The organism is Mycobacterium sp. 050134 (assembly GCF_036409085.1).
Lineage (GTDB): Bacteria > Actinomycetota > Actinomycetes > Mycobacteriales > Mycobacteriaceae > Mycobacterium.
This window is the reverse complement of record NZ_JAZGLV010000007.1, coordinates 167999-192179: the sequence shown is the minus strand read 5'-3', so window position 1 is coordinate 192179 and position 24181 is coordinate 167999. Positions and strand designations below refer to the sequence as shown.

General features: G+C 68.4%; 19 protein-coding genes, 1 tRNA gene and 2 pseudogenes. 12 read left to right on the top strand and 10 right to left on the bottom strand.

Features of this window, described 5'->3' with window-relative positions; genetic code table 11:
* Nucleotides 1–205: 205 nt before the first annotated feature.
* The 7 genes from SKC42_RS10520 (at nt 206) to SKC42_RS10490 (ending at nt 4329) form a co-directional block, all read left to right on the top strand.
* Nucleotides 206–1042, top strand: coding sequence for a PPE family protein, SVP subgroup (locus tag SKC42_RS10520; RefSeq protein ID WP_330964238.1), 837 nt, complete (start codon nt 206–208; stop codon nt 1040–1042).
* A gap of 59 nt (nt 1043–1101) precedes the next feature.
* The gene (locus SKC42_RS10515; protein ID WP_330964237.1) at nt 1102–2307 is read left to right on the top strand and encodes a PPE family protein; all 1206 of its coding nucleotides are present in this window, start codon (nt 1102–1104) and stop codon (nt 2305–2307) included.
* A gap of 164 nt (nt 2308–2471) precedes the next feature.
* Nucleotides 2472–2768 carry a WXG100 family type VII secretion target gene (locus tag SKC42_RS10510; RefSeq protein WP_330964235.1) on the top strand — a complete coding sequence of 99 codons (297 nt, stop codon included), beginning with the start codon at nt 2472–2474 and terminating at the stop codon, nt 2766–2768.
* 37 nt (nt 2769–2805) lie between these two features.
* On the top strand, nt 2806–3090 hold the full coding sequence (locus SKC42_RS10505; RefSeq protein ID WP_085254792.1) for a WXG100 family type VII secretion target: 285 nt from the start codon (nt 2806–2808) through the stop codon (nt 3088–3090).
* 288 nt (nt 3091–3378) lie between these two features.
* The gene (locus tag SKC42_RS10500) at nt 3379–3639 is read left to right on the top strand and encodes a hypothetical protein (RefSeq protein WP_330964236.1); all 261 of its coding nucleotides are present in this window, start codon (nt 3379–3381) and stop codon (nt 3637–3639) included.
* Between the two features lie 71 nt (nt 3640–3710).
* Nucleotides 3711–4007, top strand: a complete 297-nt coding sequence (locus SKC42_RS10495) for a WXG100 family type VII secretion target (RefSeq protein ID WP_330964235.1) — start codon at nt 3711–3713, stop codon at nt 4005–4007.
* Between the two features lie 37 nt (nt 4008–4044).
* The gene (locus SKC42_RS10490; protein ID WP_085254792.1) at nt 4045–4329 is read left to right on the top strand and encodes a WXG100 family type VII secretion target; all 285 of its coding nucleotides are present in this window, start codon (nt 4045–4047) and stop codon (nt 4327–4329) included.
* A 147-nt stretch (nt 4330–4476) separates the two neighbouring features.
* Here the strand turns inward: SKC42_RS10490 and SKC42_RS10485 are convergent, their stop codons facing one another.
* Nucleotides 4477–6468, bottom strand: a complete 1992-nt coding sequence (locus tag SKC42_RS10485) for a TPM domain-containing protein (protein ID WP_330964234.1) — start codon at nt 6466–6468, stop codon at nt 4477–4479.
* Between the two features lie 89 nt (nt 6469–6557).
* Here SKC42_RS10485 and SKC42_RS10480 point away from each other — a divergent pair, with 89 nt between their 5' ends.
* The 3 genes from SKC42_RS10480 (at nt 6558) to dnaG (ending at nt 10528) form a co-directional block, all read left to right on the top strand.
* Complete coding sequence (locus SKC42_RS10480; RefSeq protein WP_330964233.1) at nt 6558–7847, top strand: deoxyguanosinetriphosphate triphosphohydrolase; 1290 nt, start codon at nt 6558–6560, stop codon at nt 7845–7847.
* Between the two features lie 68 nt (nt 7848–7915).
* Nucleotides 7916–8533 carry a superoxide dismutase[Cu-Zn] gene (sodC, locus tag SKC42_RS10475; RefSeq protein ID WP_442932086.1) on the top strand — a complete coding sequence of 206 codons (618 nt, stop codon included), beginning with the start codon at nt 7916–7918 and terminating at the stop codon, nt 8531–8533.
* Between the two features lie 27 nt (nt 8534–8560).
* Entirely contained in the window at nt 8561–10528 is a 1968-nt protein-coding gene (dnaG, locus tag SKC42_RS10470; protein WP_330964232.1) for a DNA primase, read from the top strand.
* Here the strand turns inward: dnaG and SKC42_RS10465 are convergent.
* Nucleotides 10503–10784: a hypothetical protein gene (locus tag SKC42_RS10465; protein WP_330964316.1), complete on the bottom strand. Its 282-nt coding sequence runs from the start codon at nt 10782–10784 to the stop codon at nt 10503–10505. The two genes, dnaG and SKC42_RS10465, sit on opposite strands and share 26 nt — an antisense overlap.
* Nucleotides 10785–10931: 147 nt before the next feature.
* Here SKC42_RS10465 and SKC42_RS10460 point away from each other — a divergent pair.
* Together SKC42_RS10460 and SKC42_RS10455 are read left to right on the top strand one after the other, a co-directional pair.
* Nucleotides 10932–11004 (top strand) — tRNA-Asn (locus SKC42_RS10460).
* A gap of 48 nt (nt 11005–11052) precedes the next feature.
* Nucleotides 11053–11169, top strand: a pseudogene (locus tag SKC42_RS10455) (integrase core domain-containing protein); the annotation flags it as partial.
* Between the two features lie 241 nt (nt 11170–11410).
* Here SKC42_RS10455 and SKC42_RS10450 read toward each other — a convergent pair.
* The 8 genes and pseudogenes from SKC42_RS10450 to SKC42_RS10415 all read right to left on the bottom strand — a co-directional run bounded on the left by SKC42_RS10450 (nt 11411) and on the right by SKC42_RS10415 (nt 24137).
* Nucleotides 11411–12560 (bottom strand): annotated as a pseudogene (locus SKC42_RS10450) (IS3 family transposase).
* Nucleotides 12561–12940: 380 nt separating this feature from the next.
* A complete protein-coding gene (locus tag SKC42_RS10445; RefSeq protein ID WP_330964231.1) occupies nt 12941–13255 on the bottom strand; it encodes an ESX-1 secretion-associated protein in 315 nt (104 codons plus the stop codon).
* A 68-nt stretch (nt 13256–13323) separates the two neighbouring features.
* The gene (locus SKC42_RS10440; RefSeq protein WP_330964230.1) at nt 13324–14538 is read right to left on the bottom strand and encodes an EspA/EspE family type VII secretion system effector; all 1215 of its coding nucleotides are present in this window, start codon (nt 14536–14538) and stop codon (nt 13324–13326) included.
* A 1479-nt stretch (nt 14539–16017) separates the two neighbouring features.
* The gene (locus tag SKC42_RS10435; RefSeq protein WP_330964229.1) at nt 16018–18660 is read right to left on the bottom strand and encodes an FAD/NAD(P)-binding protein; all 2643 of its coding nucleotides are present in this window, start codon (nt 18658–18660) and stop codon (nt 16018–16020) included.
* 119 nt (nt 18661–18779) lie between these two features.
* Nucleotides 18780–20426, bottom strand: a complete 1647-nt coding sequence (locus tag SKC42_RS10430; protein ID WP_330964228.1) for an NAD-dependent malic enzyme — start codon at nt 20424–20426, stop codon at nt 18780–18782.
* A gap of 95 nt (nt 20427–20521) precedes the next feature.
* The gene (locus tag SKC42_RS10425) at nt 20522–21922 is read right to left on the bottom strand and encodes an NtaA/DmoA family FMN-dependent monooxygenase (RefSeq protein WP_442932085.1); all 1401 of its coding nucleotides are present in this window, start codon (nt 21920–21922) and stop codon (nt 20522–20524) included.
* Nucleotides 21904–23022, bottom strand: a complete 1119-nt coding sequence (locus SKC42_RS10420) for an LLM class flavin-dependent oxidoreductase (protein ID WP_330964226.1) — start codon at nt 23020–23022, stop codon at nt 21904–21906. The genes SKC42_RS10425 and SKC42_RS10420 overlap by 19 nt, the downstream gene beginning before the upstream one ends.
* Nucleotides 23019–24137 (bottom strand): LLM class flavin-dependent oxidoreductase, encoded by a 1119-nt coding sequence (locus SKC42_RS10415; RefSeq protein ID WP_330964225.1) that lies wholly within the window; start codon nt 24135–24137, stop codon nt 23019–23021. Before SKC42_RS10415 ends, SKC42_RS10420 begins: the two co-directional genes overlap by 4 nt.
* Nucleotides 24138–24181 lie beyond the last annotated feature (44 nt).

The following is a 24181-nucleotide window of genomic DNA, read 5'->3' as shown; positions in this document are numbered from 1 at the left end:
ACACTATGTCAGCCGGCAGGACCTCGTTAAAACTGCCGACCACTTCGTTAAAAGACCGTAAACGCCCGTCACCCTAGCCCGTTCCGTCGGGAATGTGGAGCCGTGGCTAGTTAGCCTTACCGCCAACACACAGGGCCCGTTACGCCAACGCACAGGTTCGATCCACCGCAGGTGGACCGGTATTTCCGAACACTAGGAGCAGTAGATGTCATTTTTGACAGCAATCCCTGCAGAGTTGCTCGCCGCAGCGCAGCAGCTTGAGGCAATCGGCACCTCCCTGACGGCGCAGAACGCCGGCATCGCCGCGCCGACGACAGCGGTCGCGCCGGCGGCCGCCGACTCGGTCTCGGCCCTGCAGGCGGCGCTCTTCTCGGGCTACGGCAGCATGTACCAGCAGATCGCCGCCGAGGCGCAGGCCATCCAGCAGCAGTTCGTCAGCACCCTGGGATTGAGCTCGGGCACCTACACCGACACCGAGGCCGCCAACGTCGTCGCCGCGACCCCGGTCGACATCATCAACCAGCTGGGCACGCTGATCGGTGGCCCGCTCGCCAGCACCAACGGCCTGCCGACCAGCCTCTCCAGCAACCTCGCCAACATGTTCAACATCGGCGGTGGCAACTGGGCGTCGGCGGCGTCCGACCTGCTCGGCATGGCCGGTGGCGGTCTGCTGCCCGCCGACTCCGGCGACGCCGCCGCGGCCGCCGGTGACGCCGCCGCGGCGGCGGGCGCCGCGGATGCCGTGGGCTACACGGCGCCCATGGGCGGCATGGGCGCGATGCCGGTCGCCGGCATGGGCCAGGCGACCATGGTCGGCAAGTTGTCCGCGCCGCCGAGCTGGGCCGGCACCCTCACCTCGAGCGTCAGCCCCGCCACCGCGGCGCAGACCGTCGGCTGGACCGCCGCGGCCCCCCAGGCCGGCCCGGGCACGATCGTGCCCGGCATGCCCGGCATGGGTGCGGCCGCGCGCAACAGCGCCGGCTTCGGCGCGCCGCGCTACGGCGTCAAGCCGATCGTCATGCCGAAGGTCAAGGCCGTCTAGGCGACCGGCGCACTTAGCTACAGCAAACAGTGGATTCGGACGAAAAGGACTGAACACCAATGGTTTTAGATTTTGCAGGCCTGCCCCCCGAGATCAACTCCGGCCTGATGTACGCCGGTTCCGGATCGGGACCGCTGATGGCGGCGGCGACGGCGTGGAACAACCTGGCCGCCGAGCTGAGCACCACGGCGACCTCCTGGGAGTCGATCATCGGCACGCTGACGGGCGAGCAGTGGACGGGCGCGGGTTCGGCGGCGGCGGCCGCAGCGGCCCAGCCGTACGTCAGCTGGCTGACCACGACCGCCGCGGCGGCCGAGCAGGCGGGCGCGCAGGCCGCGGCATCGGCGGCCGCGTACGAGGCCGCGTTCACCGCGACGGTGCCGCCGCCGGTCATCGCGGCCAACCGGTCACTGCTGGCGGCTCTGGTCGCGACGAACTTCCTCGGCATCAACACGCCGGCGATCATGGCCACCGAGGCGCAGTACGCCGAGATGTGGGTCCAGGACGCGATCACGATGTACACCTACGCGGCCGCCTCGACGGCCTCCGGGGTGCTGCAGCCGCTGGCGCCGGCGGCGTCGACCGCCAGCCCGGCCGCCGCCGCCACCCAGGGCACCGCGGTCTCCGCCGCCTTCGCCAACGCGTCGGCCGCGCCGGCGGCCTCGGCGCTGGACGGGATCATCAACAACCTGACCTCGCTGTTGAACGGCGGCTACATCGGCCAGGGCATCCAGGCCGTGATCGACGCGCTCGGCCTGACGCCGCTGGAGACCAGCATCGACGGCCTGCTCGGCACGCCGGCGCTGTTCAACGTCGTCAACGGTGCGGTCAACACCGCGGCGTGGTTCGTCATGAACACGATCCCGACGGCCGTATCGCTGGGCCACACCCTCGCGGCGGCCGCGCCGGCCGCCGCGGCCGCCGACTCGGTCACCCCCCTGGCGGGCGGTGCGATCATCGGCGAAGGCGCCCTGGTGAACTCGGTGAGCGGGGCGGGCGTCGCCGGAGCGCTGGGCGAGTCGGCCGCCGTCGGCGGCCTCTCGGTCCCCGCCGGCTGGTCCGCGGCCGCGCCGGCCACCCTGGCCTCCTCGACCGCCCCGCTGGAGGGCTCGGGCTGGACGGTCGCCTCCGAGGCCGCCGAGCCGGTCACGGCGATGCCGGGCATGCCGGGAATGGCGGGCGCCGCCAAGGGCGCCGCGGGCGCCTACGCGGGACCGCGCTACGGGTTCAAGCCCACCGTCATGCCCAAGCAGGTCGTCGTCTGACCACAAAAATCAACGGGGATATGTCATCCATTTGAGGCGACCAATTAACCGGTAGGCCGTAATCTATTCCGTGTCGCGGCCACCACCGCACCAAAAACATCCTGACCAAGACTTTCGACAGCCTGTCGAGCGTCGAGACCAACAAGAAAAAGGAGAAAGGCAACATGGCTACACGTTTTATGACTGACCCGCACGCGATGCGGGCGATGGCGGGTCGTTTCGAGGTTCACGCGCAGACCGTTGAGGACGAGGCCCGCAAGATGTGGGCGTCGTCGATGAACATCGCCGGTGCCGGGTGGAGCGGCCAGGCGCAGGCGACCTCCTACGACACGATGGGGCAGGTCAACCAGGCCTTCCGCAACATCGTGAACATGCTGCACGGGGTTCGCGACGGCCTGGTCCGCGACGCGAACAACTACGAGCAGCAAGAGCAGGCTTCGCAGCAGATCCTCGGCAGCTAGTACCGGCTACCGTCCACTACTTGAAAAGGAGCTAGACATGACCATTAACTACCAGTTCGGCGATGTGGACTCCCACGGCGCCTTGATCCGTGCGCAGGCCGCGTCGTTGGAGGCCGAGCACCAGGCCATCGTTCGCGATGTGCTGGCTGCCGGTGACTTCTGGGGTGGCGCGGGTTCGGTGGCGTGCCAGGAGTTCATCACCCAGTTGGGTCGTAACTTCCAGGTGATTTACGAGCAGGCCAACTCCCACGGCCAGAAGGTGCAGACCGCCGGCAGCAACATGGCGAGCACCGACAGCGCCGTCGGGTCCAGCTGGGCCTGATCAACCGCTCAAGGCGCGGGTAACGCCCCGGGGGATTCCGGTGTTACCCGCGCCTTCGGCGTTTTGGCGGCCCGTCGACCGTCTCGAGCGCTTCGCGCCGGATACAGCGAAATCGGAGATTCCCGGACAATGTGCCCGGCGTTGACTTACGATTCGACAGTGGTCGGTGGCGACTGAGTCGTCGCTGGGTCCGAGATCAAATCGGGTGTGGAAGGGGGCAAGGTGTTACTCCCTCTCGGTTCGCCGCTGCCAGACGATTCGGTAGCGGCGGCTCGCGGTGAGTCGGGGATGCTTGGCGGCTTGTCCGTCCCGCTCAAGTGGGGTGTGGTGGTACCGCCGGACGACTACGACCACTGGGCGCCGGAAGACGGCGCGGAGGCCGACTCTGTGGCCGAGCCCGTCCCTGGCCTGATCACCAACGAGCCCGAAGAGGCGATCGACGAATGGGCCGAGCAGGCCGAATGGGGCGGCTGGGAGCCCGAACCCGAGCCCCGCTTCGACTTGCCTCGGACCAGCAGGATCGTTCCCCATTCTCCGGCGGCGGGTTAAGTCCCCGCGCCGGCTATCACGACATCAATCTGTACAAGTCCAAGTAATCAATCCAGAAGGAGACAGCCACCATGGCAACACGCTTTATGACTGACCCGCACGCGATGCGGGCGATGGCGGGTCGTTTCGAGGTTCATGCGCAGACGGTGGAGGACGAGGCTCGCAAGATGTGGGCGTCGTCGATGAACATCGCCGGTGCCGGGTGGAGCGGCCAGGCGCAGGCGACCTCCTACGACACGATGGGGCAGGTTAACCAGGCCTTCCGCAACATCGTGAACATGCTGCATGGGGTTCGCGACGGCTTGGTCCGCGACGCGAACAACTACGAGCAGCAAGAGCAGGCTTCGCAGCAGATCCTCGGCAGCTAGTACCGGCTACCGTCCACTACTTGAAAAGGAGCTAGACATGACCATTAACTACCAGTTCGGCGATGTGGACTCCCACGGCGCCTTGATCCGTGCGCAGGCTGCGTCGTTGGAGGCCGAGCACCAGGCCATCGTTCGCGATGTGCTGGCTGCTGGTGACTTCTGGGGTGGCGCCGGTTCGGTGGCGTGCCAGGAGTTCATCACCCAGTTGGGTCGTAACTTCCAGGTGATTTACGAGCAGGCCAACTCCCACGGCCAGAAGGTGCAGACCGCCGGCAGCAACATGGCGAGCACTGACAGCGCCGTCGGGTCCAGCTGGGCCTGACACCGCTTCGCTTTACCCGGGGCCGCACACCGATCGGTGTGCGGCCCCGGTTTTTAATCCCGCGAGCGTGCGTGTTTGCACACCGACACGCCGCCGGGCCCGTACATCTGCGCACTCTCGCGAGCCGTGACAAGCCCTCAGAGAGCTCTAGAAGCGGCCGCCGCCGCCCATCATGCCGCCGCCCATCATGCCGCCGCCGGATCCGCCCGCGGAGCCCCCGAACGACGTCGGGCTCCAGCCGCCGAACCCGCCCCGCATACCGCCGCTGAGCAGGTCGCCGATGATGATGCCGCCGAGCATCGCCCCCATGTCGCCGCCCCCGCGCCCCGCGAAGGCCTGCTGCGCCGCCTGCACATCGGCATTGGCGAGGGACTGGGCCTGGGCGGCCAGCGTCGACGCCGCATTGGCGTGGGAGATCGCCTCGCCGAGGTTCGTCTCGCCCTGGTCCTTCGCGGCCCGCAGGTGCCGGCTGGCCTCGGCGAGCCGGGTGCGCGCTTCCGGGCCGATGCTGCCGCGACGGGTGTCGATGTAGTCGGACACCGCGCGCACCCGGGAGTCCGCGGTGAACAGCGCCTGCTCGTAGGACCGGCGCAGCCGTTCGGCGCTGGCCTGCTCTTCGGCAAGCACGGCCAAGATCCGGTTGAGGTCGGCGTCGGCCTTGGTCAGTTGGCCGAACGCGCCCAGCGGATCGGTGGACCCGGTGGCCCGCGCGGCGTCCTGCGCCCTGGTTGCCGCTTCGCGGGCGGCGGCCAGGTCGCCGCCGCGCGCCGCCTTGGTGTTCGCGGCTTTGCGCAGCAACTCGTCCGCGCGGGTGATCCCCGCCTCGACGTCCGCCAGCACCGCGGGCAGCGCGTCGACGGCGTGCCGGATGTCGGCGGCGGCGTTGTCGACGGCGTCGAGCAGCGCACGCGCCTGCCCCAACGCCGATTCGGCGGCGCGCACGGCGTCCACCAGTGCGCTCTGCTTGCCGCTCACGGCCTGGCCGGCCAACTCCCGGGCCGCGGCGATGTTGCGGTCGGCGAAGGCCAGCCGCTCCTTCGCGGCGGTGACGTTGCCAGAGACGGAAGCCAGTGCGGCGGAATCGAATTCGTTGTGCAGGTCGGTCAGGCGCTGCGTTGCGGGATCGACGCGCGCGGTGAGCTCCACGTACTGCTGCGTCAGCCCGTCAAGCCGCGACGCGGCATTAATCACCAGGTCGCGCAGCTGCTCGAACGCCTCGCTCTGGGCGTGCAGTTCGCGGTCGGCGCGCGCGGCCGACACCACCACCCGGGTGAGTAGCTCCCGACGCTGCGCCGGGGTCTCCGGGGTGTCGTCGTCGAGCTGCTGGCGCACCGTGAACGCCTGCGACAGCGCGGCTTTGGCGTTGTCGACGGCCTGGGTGAACGGCTGCGTCCGCCCCGCGCCGAACTCGTCGACCGCCAGGTCCAGTTCGTTCGCGCTGGTGCGTACGGCGTTGTCGACCTCGACCACCATCGACCGGGACAGATCCTCGAGCGTCTCCATCGGCACCGCCGCCAGCGCGGTGGCATCGGTGGGGTCCACCCGCCGAGCCGCGGCCAGCGCGGCGACGCGACGCCGCCGCCGGCGGTAGCGCATGACAACGAGCAGGACGACCACGGCGACACCGATGACGCCGAGCGCGGCCAGCAGCACCAGTGGGGCCGAGGAGTGGGAGGAGGGGTCGAGGCCGCTGGCCGCCGCGACCGCCGCGCCGCTCCAGTCGCCGTTGTGCAGCGCCGGCTCGATCTTGTTGCGCCGCAGATCATCCACCTGCGTGGCGTTGACGCTCTTGACCGCGGACGGCACCAGGAAGGCATAGGCGCGAGCCGTGGTGGCCACGGCCAGCAGCGCGTCGTAGTCACCCAGGTCGCTCATCGCCCTGGTGCGCATGCCCCAGCCGGTCGGGCTGTCGCCGGAGAAGTCGTCGACGTAGACCACCCACAGGCGGACGTGGCGGTCGGAGTACAGCTTGTCGACCGCCGAGGTGACTGCCGCGCGGCCCGAGCCCGACAGTGCCCCGGCGTTGTCGGTGATGTAGTCCGCCAGCCGAAGCGGAGGCTGGGCGCTCGCGCCAGGCGCCACCAGCAACGCCACGGTGAGAACCGTCAGGATCGCGCCGAGCAGGCGGGCAGTGCGCATGAGCCCAATTTAGACCCGCCCCGGCGCGCCGCTCGGCGGCGTCAGGACAAGCCGAACCCCGCCGCGGTTCCCTGGCAGACTGTGCGTCGGTGAGTACGATTTCGCGGGACCCCTACGACGACTTCGACCGTGAGCGGCGGGTGGTCGAAGCGCCGAAGACTGCGGGCCTGCCGGGCACGGAAAGTCAGCACCGCACGGACTTCGCGCGGGACCGGGCCCGGGTTCTGCACAGCGCCGCGCTGCGCCGGCTGGCCGACAAGACGCAGGTCGTCGGGCCCCGGGAGGGCGACACCCCTCGCACCCGGTTGACGCACTCCCTGGAAGTGGCCCAGATCGGGCGGGGCATGGCAGTGGGGCTGGGCTGTGACCTCGACCTGGTCGAGCTGGCGGGGCTGGCCCACGACATCGGGCACCCGCCCTACGGGCACAACGGCGAACGCGCGCTCGACGAGGTCGCCGCCAGCCATGGCGGGTTCGAGGGCAACGCGCAGAACTTCCGAATACTGACCAGTCTCGAACCCAAAGTGCTTGACGCTCAAGGTAATAGCGTGGGTCTGAACCTGACGCGCGCGGCGTTGGACGCGGTCACCAAGTACCCGTGGACCCGCGGGCAGGCCCCGGACAACGGGAAGATCGGCGGGCGGCTCAAGTTCGGCTTCTACGACGAGGACCGCGAGCCGGCCGCCTGGGTGCGCCGCGCCGCGCCCGCGGAGCGCGTCTGCCTCGAGGCGCAGGTGATGGACTGGGCGGACGATGTCGCCTATTCGGTGCACGACGTCGAAGACGGCGTGGTCTCCCAGCGCATCGACCTGCGGGTGCTCGCCGACGACGACGAGGTGGCCGCGCTGGCCAAGCTGGGGGAGAGCGAGTTCTCCCGGGTGAGTGCCGACGACTTCATGGCGGCGGCCCGGCGGCTGTCCGGATTACCGGTGGTGGCCGCCGTCGGCAAATACGACGCCACGCTGACCGCCTCGGTGGCCCTCAAGCAGTTGACCAGCGAGTTGGTGGGCAGATTCGCGTCGGCCGCCATCGCGACGACGCGGGCATCGGCCGGCCCGGGGCCGCTCGTCCGGTACCGCGCCGACCTGCAGGTGCCGGATCTGGTGCGCGCCGAGGTCGCCCTGCTCAAGATCCTGGCGCTGCAGTTCATCATGAGCGACCCCCGGCACAAGGAGACGCAGGCGCGGCAGCGCGACCGCATCCACGGGGTGGCCCAGTGGCTGTATGCCGGGGCGCCCGGGACGCTCGACCCGGTGTTCGCCGCGGCGTTCACCGCCGCGGCCGATGATCGCGCCCGGTGGCGGGCCGTCGTCGACCAGATCGCCTCCTACACCGAGGGCCGGCTGGAGCGCATCGACGCCCGCGAGGCTTCTTCCTAGCGGGCGGGCGGCCGCGAAATCATCACATCGTGGCGGTGCCGTCGGCGCCGCGGGATAGGCTGCCCGGCATGATGAAGTTCAGCGGCTTGGGAAGAATGGCCACTCTGGCGGCGGGGCTTCCCGTCGTCGCCCTGACCGCCTGCAGTTCACCGCAGCACGCGAGCAGCCAGCCGGGCACCACGCCCTCGGTGAAGAGCGCCGCGCCGGCTTCGTCGGAGGCGGCCTCGAGCCCGTCGCCCGCGGGCGGATCGCTGTCCGCGCAGCTGAAGGCGTCCGACGGCCGCGACGTCGCCACGGCGACCTTCGACTTCACCGGTGGGTACGTCACCGTCACCGTCAAGACGGTGGCCGCCGGAATCCTGGCGCCCGGCTTCCACGGCCTGCACGTCCACCAGATCGGCAAGTGCGAGCCCAACTCGGTCGCCCCGAACGGCGGCGCCCCCGGCAACTTCCTGTCGGCCGGCGGTCACTACCAGGCGCCCGGACACACCGGCATGCCGGAAAGCGGGGACCTGACCGCGCTCGAGGTGCGCCAGGACGGGTCGGGCTACCTGGTCACCACCACCGACGCGTTCACCCGGGACGACCTGCTGGCCGGCACGAAGACGGCGTTGATGCTGCACGGCATCGAAAACACCGACGGCGCACTGGAACGGGTGGCGTGCGGCGTAATCGGCACCGGCTAGCCGCTCGACGCGATCTAGACTGAGCCGATGTCGAGTCCGGCGGGTGCACGGGATGCCGGCCGTGCGGGCGGCCGCGGCCGGATCCCCGATCGCGACATCGCCGCCATCCGCGAGCAGGTCCGCATCGAGGACCTCGTCGGCGACTACGTCCAGCTGCGCCGCGCCGGCGCCGACTCGCTCAAGGGCCTGTGCCCGTTCCACGACGAGAAGTCGCCGTCGTTTCACGTCCGCCCGAACCACGGCCACTTCCACTGCTTCGGCTGCGGCGAGGGCGGCGACGTCTACGCGTTCGTTCAGAAGATTGAGCACGTCAGCTTTGTCGAGGCGGTCGAGTTGCTGGCCGACCGCGTCGGCCACACCATCAGCTACACCGGCCCGGGCACCAGCGTGCAGCGCGACCGCGGGAGCCGCAGCAGGCTCGTCGCGGCCAATGCCGCCGCGGCGGAGTTTTATGCGGCGGCGCTGGAATCGGCCGAGGCCGGGCCGGCGCGCCAGTACCTGACCGAACGCAACTTCGACGCCGAGGCCGCCCGGCAGTTCGGCTGCGGCTTCGCGCCGTCGGGCTGGGACTCCCTGACAAAGCATCTGCAGCGCAAGGGTTTCGAGTTCAAGGAGCTCGAGGCCGCCGGCCTGTCCCGCGAAGGCCGCCGCGGCCCCATGGACCGGTTCCACCGGCGGCTGCTGTGGCCGATCCGGTCCTCGGCCGGCGAGGTGATCGGGTTCGGGGCGCGGCGGCTGTTCGACGACGACCCGATGGAAGCCAAGTACGTCAACACCCCGGAGACCCTGCTGTACAAGAAGTCGTCGGTGCTGTTCGGCATCGACCTGGCCAAACGCGACATCGCCAAGGGGCACCAGGCCGTCGTCGTCGAGGGCTACACGGACGTGATGGCGATGCACCTGGCCGGGGTCACGACCGCGGTGGCGTCCTGCGGCACGGCCTTCGGTGACGAGCACCTGGCGATGCTGCGACGACTGATGATGGACGACAGCTTCTTCCGCGGCGAATTGATCTACGTGTTCGACGGCGACGCGGCCGGCCGTGCGGCCGCGCTCAAGGCGTTCGGCGGCGAGCAGCAGCTGGCCGGTCAGTCGTTCGTCGCGGTGGCCCCCGACGGCATGGACCCGTGTGACCTGCGTCTGAAGTCGGGCGACGGCGCGCTGCGCGACCTGGTGGCGCGGCGAACCCCATTGTTCGAGTTCGCCATTCGCACCGCGCTGGCCGAACTCGACCTGGAAAGCGCCGAGGGCAGGGTCGCCGCGCTGCGCCGCTGCGTCCCGATGGTGGGCCAGATCAAGGACCCCACGCTGCGCGACGAGTATGCGCGCCAGCTCGCAGGCTGGGTGGGCTGGGACGATGTCGCGCAGGTCATTGGGCGGGTGCGCGAAGAGGCCAAGAAACCCAAGGCTTCCGCTCAGCTGGGCGGGCGTGGGCGGATGACCGCTACCGCCAGAGCGGTCCCTGCCGAGCCCGCGTCCCCGGCCAAGGCCGCCGCCACGCGCCCCGACCCGCGCGACCCGACCCTCTGGCCGCAGCGGGAGGCGCTCAAGTCGGCGCTGCAATACCCTGCCTTCGCCGGCCCCGTGTTCGACACCCTGACCGCCGAGAGCTTCACCCATCCCGGCTACGCGGCCGTCAGGGTGGCCATCGAGGCCGCCGGCGGGACGTCGACCGGTGTCACCGGGGCCGAGTGGATCGACGCCGTCCGGCGGAACGCCGGGTCGGAGCTGACGGCGGGCCTCATCAGCGAGCTCGGGGTCGAAGCCGTCGCCGTCGAGGACGAGAAGCTGCCGCGCTACATCGGCGGCGTGCTGGCCCGGTTGCAGGAGGTCTGGATGGGCCGGCAGATCGCCGAGGTCAAGTCAAAGCTGCAACGGATGTCGCCGATCGAGCAGGGCGACGAATATCACGCACTGTTCGGCGACCTGGTCGCCATGGAGGCCTACCGGCGCAGCCTGCTCGAGCAGGCTAGCGGCGACGATCTGACGGCGTGAGGGCCGGCTCGGCGGCCCGCTCCGCGCCACCTCGGTCCATGACGGCCGTCTGGTCGTCGATCTCGGCCACCGTCACGAACCCCGCGTCGGGGGAGATGCGGTTGGCGATCTTGCGGCGGCCACCCTCGAGGATCGACTTGGCCACGGGACTGCTGGTCAGCGCGCGATAGGTGCCGGCGATCTGCTCGTAGCGGCGCCGCCCGGCCTTCGAGCCCAGCACGTACCCCAGTCCAAGCACCACGACATACCGGATCAAAGCGTTCCTCCCGACGATCGATGGGTCCATCCTGCCTCACGGCGCGGGGTGGGCGCTCGGCCGCCGCGGCTAGCTGCGCCGAAGGTGCTGGTCCCTACTTGGGTTCGGGTATGCCAGTACGCTAGAGTCGTCCCGCGATCGGGTTCATCCCCTGTAGCTCAATTGGCAGAGCGTTCGGCTGTTAACCGATAGGTTCCTGGTTCGAGTCCAGGCGGGGGAGCAAGGTCACGGGCGTAATTTGCAGTATCTGCACAACATCTGTCGCGTGTCCGTGATCATCGAGGACTGGCGCCGTGACTACAACGCCAACAGACCCCACGCCGCCCACGACGAAGCCACCCCCGCCGAGTTCGCTCGACAGTGGACCACGACCCACCAACCCCAAGTTCGCATAGCTACTGGACCACCAAACGGGTCCTCCCAATACCTACGCACGAGTTTGATAAAAGTCAGGTCACACCGGTTGGGCTGAACCAGCGTTCCATCGGCAATACATTCCGTTGTGGCCCCGACTTGGCTCAGCATTGTGCGCGCATTGGCGGATCCGGCGACGGCGCCGCCCGAGGTGGCGAGGCCCCGTTTCTGAGTCCACCGGCTTCTAGAGTCGGGTTTGGTTTGATCCAGATTCAGTTGATGCTGCAGGCCATCGGGTTGGGGGTGCACCTGCAGACGGCAGCGTACTCGGCGGGCGTGCGGTAGCCGAGCGCTGAGTGGCGGTGTCGGTGGTTGTGTTCCTCCTTGAAGTCGCCGATGACCACCCGGGCCTCCAGCAGTGTGTTCCAGTGGTTGCGGTTGAGGCACTCCTTGCGTAGTCGGTTGTTGAACGATTCGATGTGTCCGTTGTTCCACGGCGTTCCCGGCGGGATATACGACATGTCCGTCTTTCCATCGCAGAACTGTTGCAGCGCTTGCGAAATGAACTCCGGCCCGTTGTCCATCCGCAACACCCTCGGCGGCCCGCCCGCCGAGGCGAACACCTTCTTGAGTTCGACGACCAGTCTGTCGGCGGTGATCGACCGCTCGACGAGATTGAGCAGCGACACCCTCGTGTGTCTGTTCGTCGATCATCGAGGCGATCTTGATGGCTTTGCCATCGATGGTGGAGTCGAACTGCAAGTCGATCGCCCACACCACGTTCGCGGCGTCGGCCACGACCGGCGGGATCGACGACACCCCGGCTCGCGTGCGCGGACTGTGCACCCGCACCTGCAGGCCCTCCTCGCGCCACAGACGATGGACCTTCTTCTTGTTGACCTCACGGCGCTCGTCGTAGCGCAACGCCGCCCACGCACGGCCGGAACCCGTGACAGGGGTGTTTGGTGGCGTAGGCGCGAAGCCAGGCCCGCATTTCGGTGTCGGGATCACCGGGGGTCTGTGCTTGTGGAAGGCGGCGGCAGGTGGAGCGGGCCAGCTCAACGGCTTGGCATGCCAACCGTTCCGACATGCCCAACGTGGTGGTGAGCATATCGACGGCGCGGCGCTTAGCAGCTGGGCTCAGAATTTTCCAGTGGCGACCTCCCGCAACGCGTCTTTGACCAGCTCGGCCTCGGCCAGCAGCCGCTTGAGTCGGGCGTTCTGCTCGCGCAGCTCTTTGAGTTCCTTGGCCGCGTCGGTGTCCATCCCCCCGTAGGAGCGGCGCCAGTTGTACAACGTCGCCGGCGACACCTCCAGCTCAGCGGCGATCTCCTCGCCGGTCTTACCCTCCGCAGTCAGCTCGTCCGCGCGGCGCAATTTGCGCACGATGTCCTCTGCGGAATGCCGCTTCCGGCCAGCCATACGTTTCATCGTCCCTTCCGGCCCGACATCGGGCCACAGGACTCTAGAACTGGTTGAGCTCATTCAGTGGGAACACGCCACGTCCGTTAGCGGGTCGCCGGAGGTGCGGGTTGATTGCCGACTCGGGGGTTTCCATCGTCCAGTAACGGACGGCCGCCGGTAAGCGAGTTGGGTGTCAAACGAAACTCGCTCCCAGCGTCGACGTTGCCACGCTAAACGGAACCGGTGGGCTGCCCGTATTCTGTGCTCCTTGCTGGTTTGCTGCGCGCGGCCGTTTGCTGTGTGAGATGCGTGGAGGCGAAGAGGCTGAGCGCTGTTGTAGTGCGTGGCGTTCGATGTCTGCCGGTGGGCGAGATTGGACCGGTGCTACTGGTTGGCGGTCAGCGGTCGAGGACTTGGCGGTCGAGGTTGCTCGCCGACTGTTCGTCGGTGCCGGTGTAAACGGCGGCGGCGGTGCGTAATTTGTCGGCGAGCTGCCCGCAGGACTTCTGAATGGCTTCGCCCACCGCACGGCGCGCCGCTTCGGCTTCGGTGAAACCGATATTCGAGGCGGCGCTGACCACACCGTGGCTCACCCAGACCTGGACCTCCAGGTTTGAGGCCGCTTCGGCGGCCGTCCCGGCCTGCTTGGCGGCGTCGTCTTGAATCTTCGCCAACCCGGTCAGCGTGGTGGGATCGACCTTGAGATTAGCCATCGACTGTTTCCCTTCTCATCTCTTGTGGCTGGTGGTTAACCAGTGTTCTGGTGCGGCGCCCAGGAGGCTCATAACATCTGCTCGCCGCGTGGCTGTGCCGGTGGGGTGCCGGGGGCGGTTTGTGCGACCGGTGCGCGTTGGCCGTCGGGGCTACCGGCCGCCGCGTCGGTGTCCTCACCGGTCTCGGCATTGACGTCGGTGGCGGTCTCGGCGTCGGGGGCAGGCGGTGGTGCGGGCTGGTTCTGTTGGGCCATTTGGGCGATCTGCTGGACTTGTCCCATGGCTTGGTTGAACAGGTTCACGTGCTGGGCGAGTTGGCCGGAGATCCGGGCGGATTGCCCAGACATCGTGGTCACCTGAGCCAGGGTGGGCATGGTGACGGTTGGTAGGGCAAACGAGGCTATTCCGGCCGCGGCGGTAGTCGTCGACGGGGTTGTTTGGGCTGCGGTGTCGTCGGTGTTGGTGCGGTAGGCGGCGGGGCCCTGGGCCGCCCGGAACGCCCGCGGCGACGGGGCTGAACCGGCGCTACCAGACATACTGTTCGAAATACCCTCAAAGTCCGAGACCGCCGACTCGGCGGCATTAGCCACCGACGGTTGAGCCAACCGACCCTTCTGATCAATCTGGGGTAGAAGGTCGCGGTATTGGTTGGTCAAGTCTTCCGCTTTTGCCCTGGCATCAAACGAGCAAGCCACCAGCGTGGCAATAAAGCCGGTGGCAGTCGCGATCCCCGCGACCGCGACGGCGACGGCGAAGGCCTTCGCCTTCAGCTGGCCGGCGGGTCCAGGCTCCAGATAGGTCAGCAACCATTCAATAACCATTGCAGCAACAAGAAGGTCTTTCAGCAACCCGAAGCCCAGCCGGTAATGGGTGATCCATTTGGCTTGATCCTCGACCGCATCGGCAAACTTGGCGTCCAACTCTGCTGCAGTCACCGCTAGCTGCTGCAGCGTCGCGCTGAGCTGGGCGTAAGCATCTGAACCCGAACCATCCCAAGTCTCACCCGGGACCGCCGAGCGCAGCAATTGGGACAGCTCCGCGAATGTTTTCGAACCAGTATTTAGACCGGCGCCTTCGTAGGGTGGAATGAAGCCAGTTGTCAAATTCAAGAATTCGACAGCGACGTAAGTCCATGATATGAGATCTATGCCCCAGCTAGATGCGTTCAAATCGGGCGCAATTCGGGTCCAGTTTGCGGCTGCCAGATTTCTGACCCCCGTATATTTAGCAATTGGCCCCAGAAGCATTATCACCGAGCCGGCATCGGCCATACCATTAGCCATAACGGCAGCGTCACTCTCGCTAGTCCTAGACTCCGTCCAGGGGTTCGCGAGACCGACGCCGAGGCCTGTTATCGCGGCGAGCGTTTGAGCTGCCACTGGAATAAACGACACGGTGATGTCCTTCCGGTCTGGTGTTTTGCGCTCTACTGCATGGGGCGGGAGCGAGTCAACGCTTCAGTGCTCATCAAGCGTAATCGGTGGCAGTTGACGTCGGTGCACCAATTTTGTGGCGGGGCTGGGGAGTCGGCGTGCCTCGTCGGTGGCCCTTGCGTCGGGCTGGGGAACCCAATCAGCGGCGGGTCGTGGCGAGGGCCGGGTACCGGGGGCGGTTTGTTCGATCGGTGCGCGTTGGCCGTCGGGGGGCGCCGGCCGACGCGTCGGTGGTGTCGGCGCTGGTGTCGGGGGCGTCCGTGGGGGGTGTGCCTTGGTATTGTTGGGCCGTATGGGTGATTTGCTGGACTTGTCCCATGGCCTCGTTGGTTATGGAATGCTCTGTGGTTATCGCTGAATCACTCGGAAGGATTCGACGAGTTCCGGTTGGTCTTGCATGTACCGTAGGCACATCCAATGTGCACCATCATAAGTATCGCACGACGAATACTGCGACGGTCGACGTCTCGAGGCTGATTTGGACGATGCATTCGAATTCGCATGACTGTCCTATTAGCTTGACTGAATTCGAAGCGAGAGCGCACGAAATTTCGCCATATTACGATAGTTGCAACGGCCACGACCTTGCCGCCGCTGTTCGGCATGTATTGTGTGAAGATTTCGGAGTGCAGGGCCAGGCGGCCGAACTCTATCGAGACTCTATTCCGCGCTTCCACTTCTGATATAACTTCCGCCAGCTCCAGATTTCGGGCTATTTTAAGCGATGGCAGGCGAAGACAGGCCGCTTGCTTCTCAGGGATTAGATCTTTCGAATACCTCTTCGTCCGAAGCGCCCTGATATTCTCATGTTTTTAAGTCATCACGGTGTGCTGACGGTGCTGCAGGTAAAGTGTCCTGGAAGCAATTTTCGTGTTCGTACCGCATCTGAGTTAGCAGGAGGGAGCAAGCGCCCACGACACCCAGCGCATACCGCTTGTCGTGTGGGCGGCTCTGAGCTGCTGATCGAACGGGAAAGCTGACGGGTGTACGCCGCTGAGATGCGATGGAGCACGTCGTGAAGGTAGCTGGCGGCCCATCGTCCCGACCGCTCTTGCCGGATGCGCCCGAACGTCTGCAGTTGCGGTTCGCCGCGCTTGCCTTGTGCCATGTCCCAGGGCCCGCCCTTCCCGCATGATTTTGCACAACATTTGCATCAGACGGCATTTCGCGCGGAGTCTGGCGAGGTCCGTGGATTCCTAGCAAAATTTGCTGTCGCCTGGTTCGAGTCCAGGCGGGGGAGCGCGTCGGGTGGTTCCGCTTGTTCCGCAGGCGCTTGCGGCCAAGATTGCCGCGGCGGTCGCCCCAAGTGGCAAGACGGAGCCGCCGCGATCAGTTGACGGTGCCGCGCGTCACTTGCGGGCCGCGCATCCCGCGATGTCGCGACAGGAGGCGCGCCGCCTGGCCGGGCGCACCGAGCTGGAGCATCGCGGCCAACGCCGATTCGAGCACCACCTCTTGCTGCACACGACTCCCGCCGATCGACGGAAGCCCGGCAAGCGATTCGAGCAGATAGTCGAGCGCGTGTCGCGGCCGGCCCTCGGTCAGCGCAATGAGCCCTTCGCCGATGAGACGCAGCGTGGTTGCCTGTTCGTCGGTTGCGCCCGGAACGTCGATCGCCCGGATCGCGGCGGGATCATTCGCGGCGGCCAGCACGAGCAGGGCGTGGAACGCGATGAACGGCGTTTGGGGTGCGTACGCAAGGGGGCCGACCTCGGCGATCACCCGCATGGGGTCGGGCGGGGTGATCCAGTCCGGATGCAGACGCGCCCGCCACGCAAGCGAACCGGCGTCGACAAGACATCGCACGTCTTTCGAGTGGGGCGGCGCAAGACACGCGGCGTACCGACGCGCAGCGGAGGCTGCGTCCCCCAGTGCGAGCTCGTGCAGCGCGGCGTGCCACTGAAAGTGCGGGAGGTAACGCTGGGTGCTGCCGTCGCCGGCGATCCAGTCCACCAGCCATTTCAGCCCGGCCCCGTGCGCGTCGGTCTCGTAGTGCACGTGTGACAGCGCATGCGCCGCGTTGCCGTTTCTCGGATCGAGTTCGAGTGCCGCGTCGGCCAGGTCGGCCGCGTCGTACCAGAGACCCTGTTCCGTGCGGCCGTAGGCGCGCAAACCGAGATACCAGGGCGCCTCGCCGTGCACGCTGGTGAATTGCTCGACGTAACGCCAGGCGTCCGGCAAGGCGTCGCCGGCCCCCGCGAACGCGATCGACGGCGCGAGCACAAGCAATGCGACCGCGTCATCGGGTACCCGTTCCAAGTGGTCGATCAGAGCGTCGGTGCCTGCGGCGTTTCCCTTTTCGCACCAGGTGGCGATGGCCTCGACGTGGCTTCGGTCTTCGTCGCTGGCACGCGCGAGTGCCGCGCGCGCTCGGGCGAGGTGGCCGGTGACCGCGTCGGGGCCGCCCGCGCGGTCGGGCCGCTCGGTGGCAATCATCGCGAGCGCGACGTGCGCACGCGCGTGGTGTGGATCCTCCGCAACCGCGGCAGCGAAGGCAACCGAAGCGCCGTCCTGGACGGCCAACAGCCGGCGCACCCCTTCGGCGTATGACGCTGCCGCGCCGCGCAATTCCGGCGCGGCCACGATGAGGCTGGGCGCCGCCGCGACGGGACGGCCGAGCGTGTCGTCGGCGAGCTGTCCGGCGATCCCGGCCGCCTGGGCACGGATTTCGGGAATCGCGGTGGTTTCCCAGAGCTCACCCTGGCGGATCGAGCCGATACACGCGATCCCCGGGACCGTGGCGCCGGCCGCGTCGATGAGATAGCCGTCCGCATCGAGTCGCACGCCGATGCCGCAGGGGTGCATCGACGCGATACCGGAGGCCAACAGGTTTGCCCACAGCGGGGCGCGTTGCAAGGACCGCCGGTCCCATGCGGCGCCGGTCGCGACGACGACCGCGTCGCCGCGTCGACGGACCGATCGTTCGCCCGTTGTCACCACAAGCTCAACGCCGTTGCCGCGCAACGAGACATCGGCGACCTCACCCGCCTCGACGACCAGCTGGCCCTTGTCGATCGCGGCATAGATGGCGTCCGCGATCGTAGGCGGCATGCGGTGGCGACGAATTTCCCACTGCCGCAGGTCTTCACGCAGGAATCGGCGCTGGTCCTCCCAGCTCAATGAGCGCCACAACCGGGCCGTCCGCGGTCGCAACGCGTCGATCACTTGCCGCCAGTCGGAACCGGATTGACGGGCGTAGGCCAGGTCCGCGGCGAGCGCCGTTCGCAGTTGCTCGAGCGAGACCTCGGAAGCGAGCGCGTCGACGCTGGGCAACTCGGCGGGCGCACCGGTGGCGCGGAACCGGCGCGGGAGCTCGCCGTGACGCGACAGCAGTGTGACGCCGGCGCCGCGCGCCATCAGGTGTAGCGCGACATCGACCCCGGTGAGCCCCGAACCGACCACCAAGACGTTCGAGGGCCGCCGCGCTCCAAGGGCCGCGAGTGCGCCGGACGCCCATGGATCCACCACCACCTTGCCTTGGGTGCCTTGGGTGCCCGATGCCAGCACGGGAGCGAAGGCACGTTCCAATGAGTCGGGCATGCCGCCGTCCGGCCGCCCGGGCGCGAGCACAACGGCGTCGGCCGACAACGAACGTCCATCGTTCAACACCGCGCGCACCGGCACGCCCGGGACCAAGTTCACGACCTCGGCCGTCTCGATCCGCACCTCGGCGCCCGCGAGCTGTTCCTGCAGGTAGCGCCCGTAAGCAAGACGCGGGGCGAAGCTCTCGGCCGTCGTGACCGCCCGTTGGTCGAGCCACCGGCAGAAATGGTCGGGATCGTCCGGCCACGCGGACATGCGCTCCGCCGGAACGTTCAACAAGTGGCTCGGGTCATTGGTGCCATACGCCGCACCCGTCCCGGGGCGACCGGACGCGTCGATCAGCGTGATCTGCGCGTCGGGCTTGCTCCGGCGGAGATGCACCGCGACCAGCACGCCCGCCGCTCCACCACCCACAATCGTGACGCGCATGCGACATGGTACAACTCGCGGTCGACTTCGACGTGACGTTGTCTGACGCGATATTGCCCCGGTGGTCGCGATCCGCGGCGAAGCACCACCCCCGCCGCAACCTCGGCGGTAGGCGTCGATCAGTCGTACACGGGTCGCCACATGGCGTCGAGCACCGCGCGCCGGACGTCGTGGTGCGTCTTGGTGGCCACGCCGTCGTCGACGGCGGCGCGGTAGACGGCCTCGGCGACCGCGCTCGAGATGCCCTGCAGGTTCTGCACGTCGGGCAGCAGGGAATCCCCGGGGTTCTTCGGACTGGCCTGCAGCACAACGGCTTTGGCCGCGGCCTGCAGCATGCCCTTGGTCACCAGCCTGGCCCCGGCCACGATGATTCCGAGCCCGATCCCGGGGAACACCAGCACGTTGTTGGCCTGGCCGATGGTGTAGGTGGTGCCGCCGTAGTCGACGGGCGCGACCGGCGTGCCGGTGGTGAGTAGCGCCGCGCCGTTGGACCATTCCAGCACGTCAGCGGGCATGGCTTCCATGCGCGAGGTGGGGTTGGACAGCGGAAAGATCATCGGCCGCTCGCACGACGCCGTCATGGCCTCGACCACCTTCTCGGTGAAGGCCCCGAACACGGTGGAGCAGCCGAGCAGGATCGTGGGCGAGGCCAGCTTGATGGTGTCGACCAGGCCGACCCGCTGGTCGGCGGCGATGCCCAGCTGCTGGCGGTTCTTGGCGTAGGGCACCTGGAAATCGCGCAGGTCGTCCATGTCGTCGAATAGCAGGCCCTGCTTGTCGATCGGCCAGATCTGGGACGTGGCCTGCTCGTAGGTGGCGCCGTCGGCGATCATCGCGTCGCGGATCTGGTCGGCGACCCCGATGCCGGCGGTCCCGGCCCCGAACACCACCGTCTTCTGTTCGCGCAGCGGCACTCCGGTGATGTGGCATCCGCCGTAGACCGCCGCGACCACCACCGCGCCGGTACCCTGGACGTCGTCGTTGAACACGCAGTAGCGGTCGCCGTAGGTGTGCAGGATCTTGCGGGCGTTGAGCGGGCCGAAGTCCTCGAAGTGCAGGATCGCGCGTGGGAACAGCCGGTGCGCCGTTTCGATGTAGCGGTCGACGAACGCGTCGTACTCGGCGCCGCGGCGCCGGGCATGGCGGTTGCCCAGATAAAACGGGTCCTGCAGTAGCTGTTCGTTGTCGGTGCCGACGTCCAGCGAGACCGCGATGCAGCGGCGCGGGTCGATACCGCCGCCGGCGGTGTAGAGCGACAGCTTGCCCACCGCGATCTGGATCCCGCCGACCCCCCAGTCGCCGATCCCGAGGATCGCCTCGGCGTCGGTGCACACGATGAGGTCGACGTCGTCGGGTTCCAGCCCGAAGGTGGCGAACGCGTCCTCGATCTCGTCGGGCTCGTCGATGCTGAGGAAAAGACCACGCTGACCGCGGTATTCGTCGGAGAACCGCTGGATGGCCTCGCCGACGGTGGGGGTGTAGACGACCGGCATCAGCTCGGGCAGGTGGTCTTCAAGCACCTTGTAGTAGAGCAGCTCATGGCGGTAGTGCAGCTGCTCCAGCAGCAGGTTGCGACCCAGATCCGTTGCAAGGCTCTGCAATTGGCGCCACACGCGGTCGGCCTGCTCGTCGAGGGTGAGCACCGCCGGTGGGAGCCGGCCGGTCAGCCCCAGCCGGCGCCGCTGCTCGTGGGTGAAGCCGACCCCACGGTTCAGACTCGGCGAGGACAGCGCCGCCGGGATCTTGGGCGCATGGGGATCACTCATCGAGAACCTCCGTGTGGCGGTCGCCGGTCCGGTCACCCCCACGTTAGCGCCGATCGACGTGAACGCATCTTGAAGAGCGTTTGAAGCCGCCGGCGCTAGCCGTTGGCGGCGGCGTCCCGGTGGCTCTCGTCCCACCCGGGCACCGGTGCCAGGCCCAGGTGCTCGCGCAGGGTGTGACCACGGTATTCGGTGCGAAAGGCGCCGTGCTCCTGCAGGAGCGGGACCACCTTGTCGACGAACTCGTCGAGGCCATGCGGGGTCAGGTGTGGCACCAGGATGAAGCCGTCGCAGGCCTCCGACTGCACGTAACGGTCGATCTCCTCGGCGACCTGGGCCGGGGTCCCCACGAACTGCTGGCGGCTCGTCACCTCGATGATCAGCTCGCGGATCGACAGGTTCTCGGCTTGCGCGCGGGCCCGCCACTCTTCGGCGATGGTCTTCGGGTCGCCGTGCCGGACACGGCCGCGGGTGATGTTCGGGTTCTCGACGGGCTCGAACTCCGGGAGCGGCCCGTCGGGGTCGTAGGCGGACAGGTCGGTGCCCCATACCTGTTCGAGGAATGCGATCGCCGTCGGACCGCTGACCTGCTGCTCGCGGATGTGGCGGGCGTTGTCCAGGGCCTCCTCGGGCGTGTCACCCAGCGCGAAGGTCGCGCCGGGAAGCACCTTGAGCTGGTCGGGGTCGCGCCCGTAGGCGGCGGCGCGGCCCTTCACGTCGGCGTAGTAGCGCTGACCCGCCTCGAGGGAGCCGTGCAGCGTGAACAGGGCGTCGGCGTGCCTGGCGCCGAAGTCGCGGCCGTCGCCGGAGTCGCCGGCCTGTAGCAGCACCGGGTGGCCCTGCGGCCCGGCGGGCAGCGAGGCGACGCCGCGGACGTCGAACTGTCTTCCGTGATGCTCGACGGCGCGGATCCGGCTCGGATCGACGTACTCGCCCGCGCGCACGTCGGCGACGACGGCGTCGGTCGCCCAGCTGTCCCAGAACCGCCGCGCGACGGTGAGGAATTCCTCGGCCCGCGTGTACCGGTCGGCGTGGTCGAGGAATCCGCCGCGGCGGAAGTTCTCCCCGGTGAAGGCGTCGGAGGAGGTGACCATGTTCCAGGCCGCGCGTCCGTCGGAGAGGTGATCGAGGGTCGCGAATTGCCTTGCCACTTCGTAGGGTTCGTTGAACGTGGTGTTGATGGTGCCGGCCAGGCCCAGTCGCTCGGTGACCGCGGCGAGCGCGGCCAGCACCGTGAACGTGTCGGGCCTGCCGACCACGTCCAGGTCGTGAATCTTGCCGCGGTGCTCGCGCAGCCGCAGGCCCTCGGCCAGGAAGAAGAAGTCGAACAGGCCCCGTTCGGCCGTTTGGGCAAGGTGCACAAACGATTCGAACTCGATCTGGCTGCCCGCGCTCGCGTCCGACCACACCGTCGTGTTGTTCACCCCGGGGAAGTGGGCCCCGAGGATCACTTGTTTGCGGGCAATCCCGCGCCGAACGCTCATCCGGTCAGTCCCCATCGCTTGGCGATCAGTTCGTGGGAGCGCAACCTGTCGGCGTGCCGGTGCGTCACCGAGGTGATCACCAGTTCGTCGGCCTCGGTCACGCGGCGCAGCGTCTCCAGGCGCTCGGCGACCTCGTCGGCGTCGCCGACGAATTGCGTTGCGATCCGGTCGCTTACCAACGCCAGCTGGTCGTCGGGCAGTGGATCGCAGAGGTCGGGATCCGGGTAGGGGACGGCGCCTTCGCCGCTGCGGATCGAGTACACCCAGCGCCCGTAGCCGGACGCGAGGTGGCGCGCGGTGGCGCTGTCCGCGGCGACCACGACGTCGGCCGAGACCACCACGTACGGGCGTTGCAGCCGGGCCGACGGCCGGAATGCGTCGCGGTAGGCGGCGATCGCGTCGAGCGCGGTGGCGGGCGTGATGTGGTAACTCGCGACAAACGGGAGCCCGCGCCCACCGGCGACCTCCGCGCTCTGTCCCCTGGTGCTGCCGAAGATCCACGGCGTCAGGTCGGCGTGCTCGCCCGGGACGGCGTGCAGCCGGTGGCCGTCAACGGTGTAGGTGCCGTCGAGCAGCGCCTCGATGTCGGCGACCTGCCGCCCGAAGTCTTCGGGCACCGCCCCGGGTTGGGCGAGTGCGGCGCTCTGCGCGCGGATCCGGCCACTTCTCATCAGCGCCGTCGGGTCGAAGGGCGCCGGGACTACGACGCCATCCACGTCGCGCCACGGCTGTGGTTCGGCCGGCGGCTTGGGCTGTGACGTGGCGGCCTCTTTGCGGCGCTGCCCGGATCGGCCCAGGCCCATGTCGATGCGGCCGGGATGCAGTGCGTCGAGGATGCCGAAGCTCTCCACCACGGCGATCGCCGTGCTGTGGCCGATCTGCACGGCCGCCGACCCGACGCGGATATGGTCGGTGGCCGCGGCGATCCGGCCAATCAGCAGCGCGGGCTGCGAGCTGGCGACCGCCACGAAGTGGTGTTCGGCCAGCCAGTACCGCTTGTAGCCCCACCGCTCGGCGTGCTGGGCGAGGTCGATCGTGTGGCGCAGCGCGGTCGTGGCATCGCAGCCGGCGCTGACGGGCGCGAGGTCGAGGATCGACAGGGGAGTGACGGTCATGACGGCACCGCCAGGCGGTTGGGGGCGGGGGCCAGCCCGAGCCGCTCGCGCAGCGTCTCACCCTTGCGGTAGCCGGTGCGGAACCGGCCGGCGCGCCGCAGCAACGGCACCAGGTCGTCCACGATCGCGGGCAGGTCGATCGCGTGGACCGCGGGCCGCAGCCGCAACCCGTCCACGCCCACGTCGTGCCATGCCAACACGAGATCCGCCAAATCGTCTGCGCTGCCCGTGAATACGTGCGCGTCGGAGGAGATCTCGGCCGCCGGTGCCAGTGGGTCCTGGGCGAGTGAGACGACCAGGTCCGCGTACACCAACAGGTCGCGGCCGGCGGCGCGCCGGGCCTTGGCAACCTCGCCCAGGATCGCGCGCAGCGACTCCTCGTCGTGCGGGGTGATGAACACGACGTCGGCGCTGCCGGCGGCGAATTCGTAGATGCGCGGCGCGTGGGCCAGCGCGGCGACGACCGGCTGCCCCTGCGGCGGCCGGGGGGTGATCGACGGGCCCTTGACCGAGAAGTACTTGCCGGCGAAGTCGACGTAGTGCAGCTTGTCGCGGTCGACGTAGCGTCCGGTGGCTACGTCGCGGATGATCGCGTCGTCCTCCCAGCTGTCCCAGAGCAGCCGCACCACCTCCACGGCGTCGGCGGCCTCGTCGAACGACTCGTCGACGTCCGGGGCGGGGCGCCGACCGAACAGGGCCGCCTCGTGCGCGGTGGCGCTCACCCGTGCCTGCCAGCCGGCCCGACCGTGCGAGACATAGTCGAGCGTGGCAATGGATTTCGAGACGTGGAACGGTTCGGTGTGGGTCACCGTCGCGACCGGAACCAGGCCGATGTGCTGGGTGACCGGCGCGATGCGGGCGGCCACCAGGACGGCGTCGGCGCGGCCCGCCAGCCGGCGCGGCGAGATGTCGGCCCGCCGGCCCGGCTGGGCGCTGAGGCTGTCGTCGATGGTGAGGAAATCCAGCGAGCCGCGCTCGGCCGTCCCGGCCAGCGCCGCCCAGTATCGACCGCTGAGCTGCCCGCCATCGGTCGCGTTGCGCGCGAACGCATGTCGCCACGCGTGCGGGTGCCAGCCGTAACCGTCCAGCCCCACCGCCAGGTGCAGCTGCGTCATGAGGGGCCTCCGCGGGGTGCGGACATCGGGCCGCCTTTCAAATG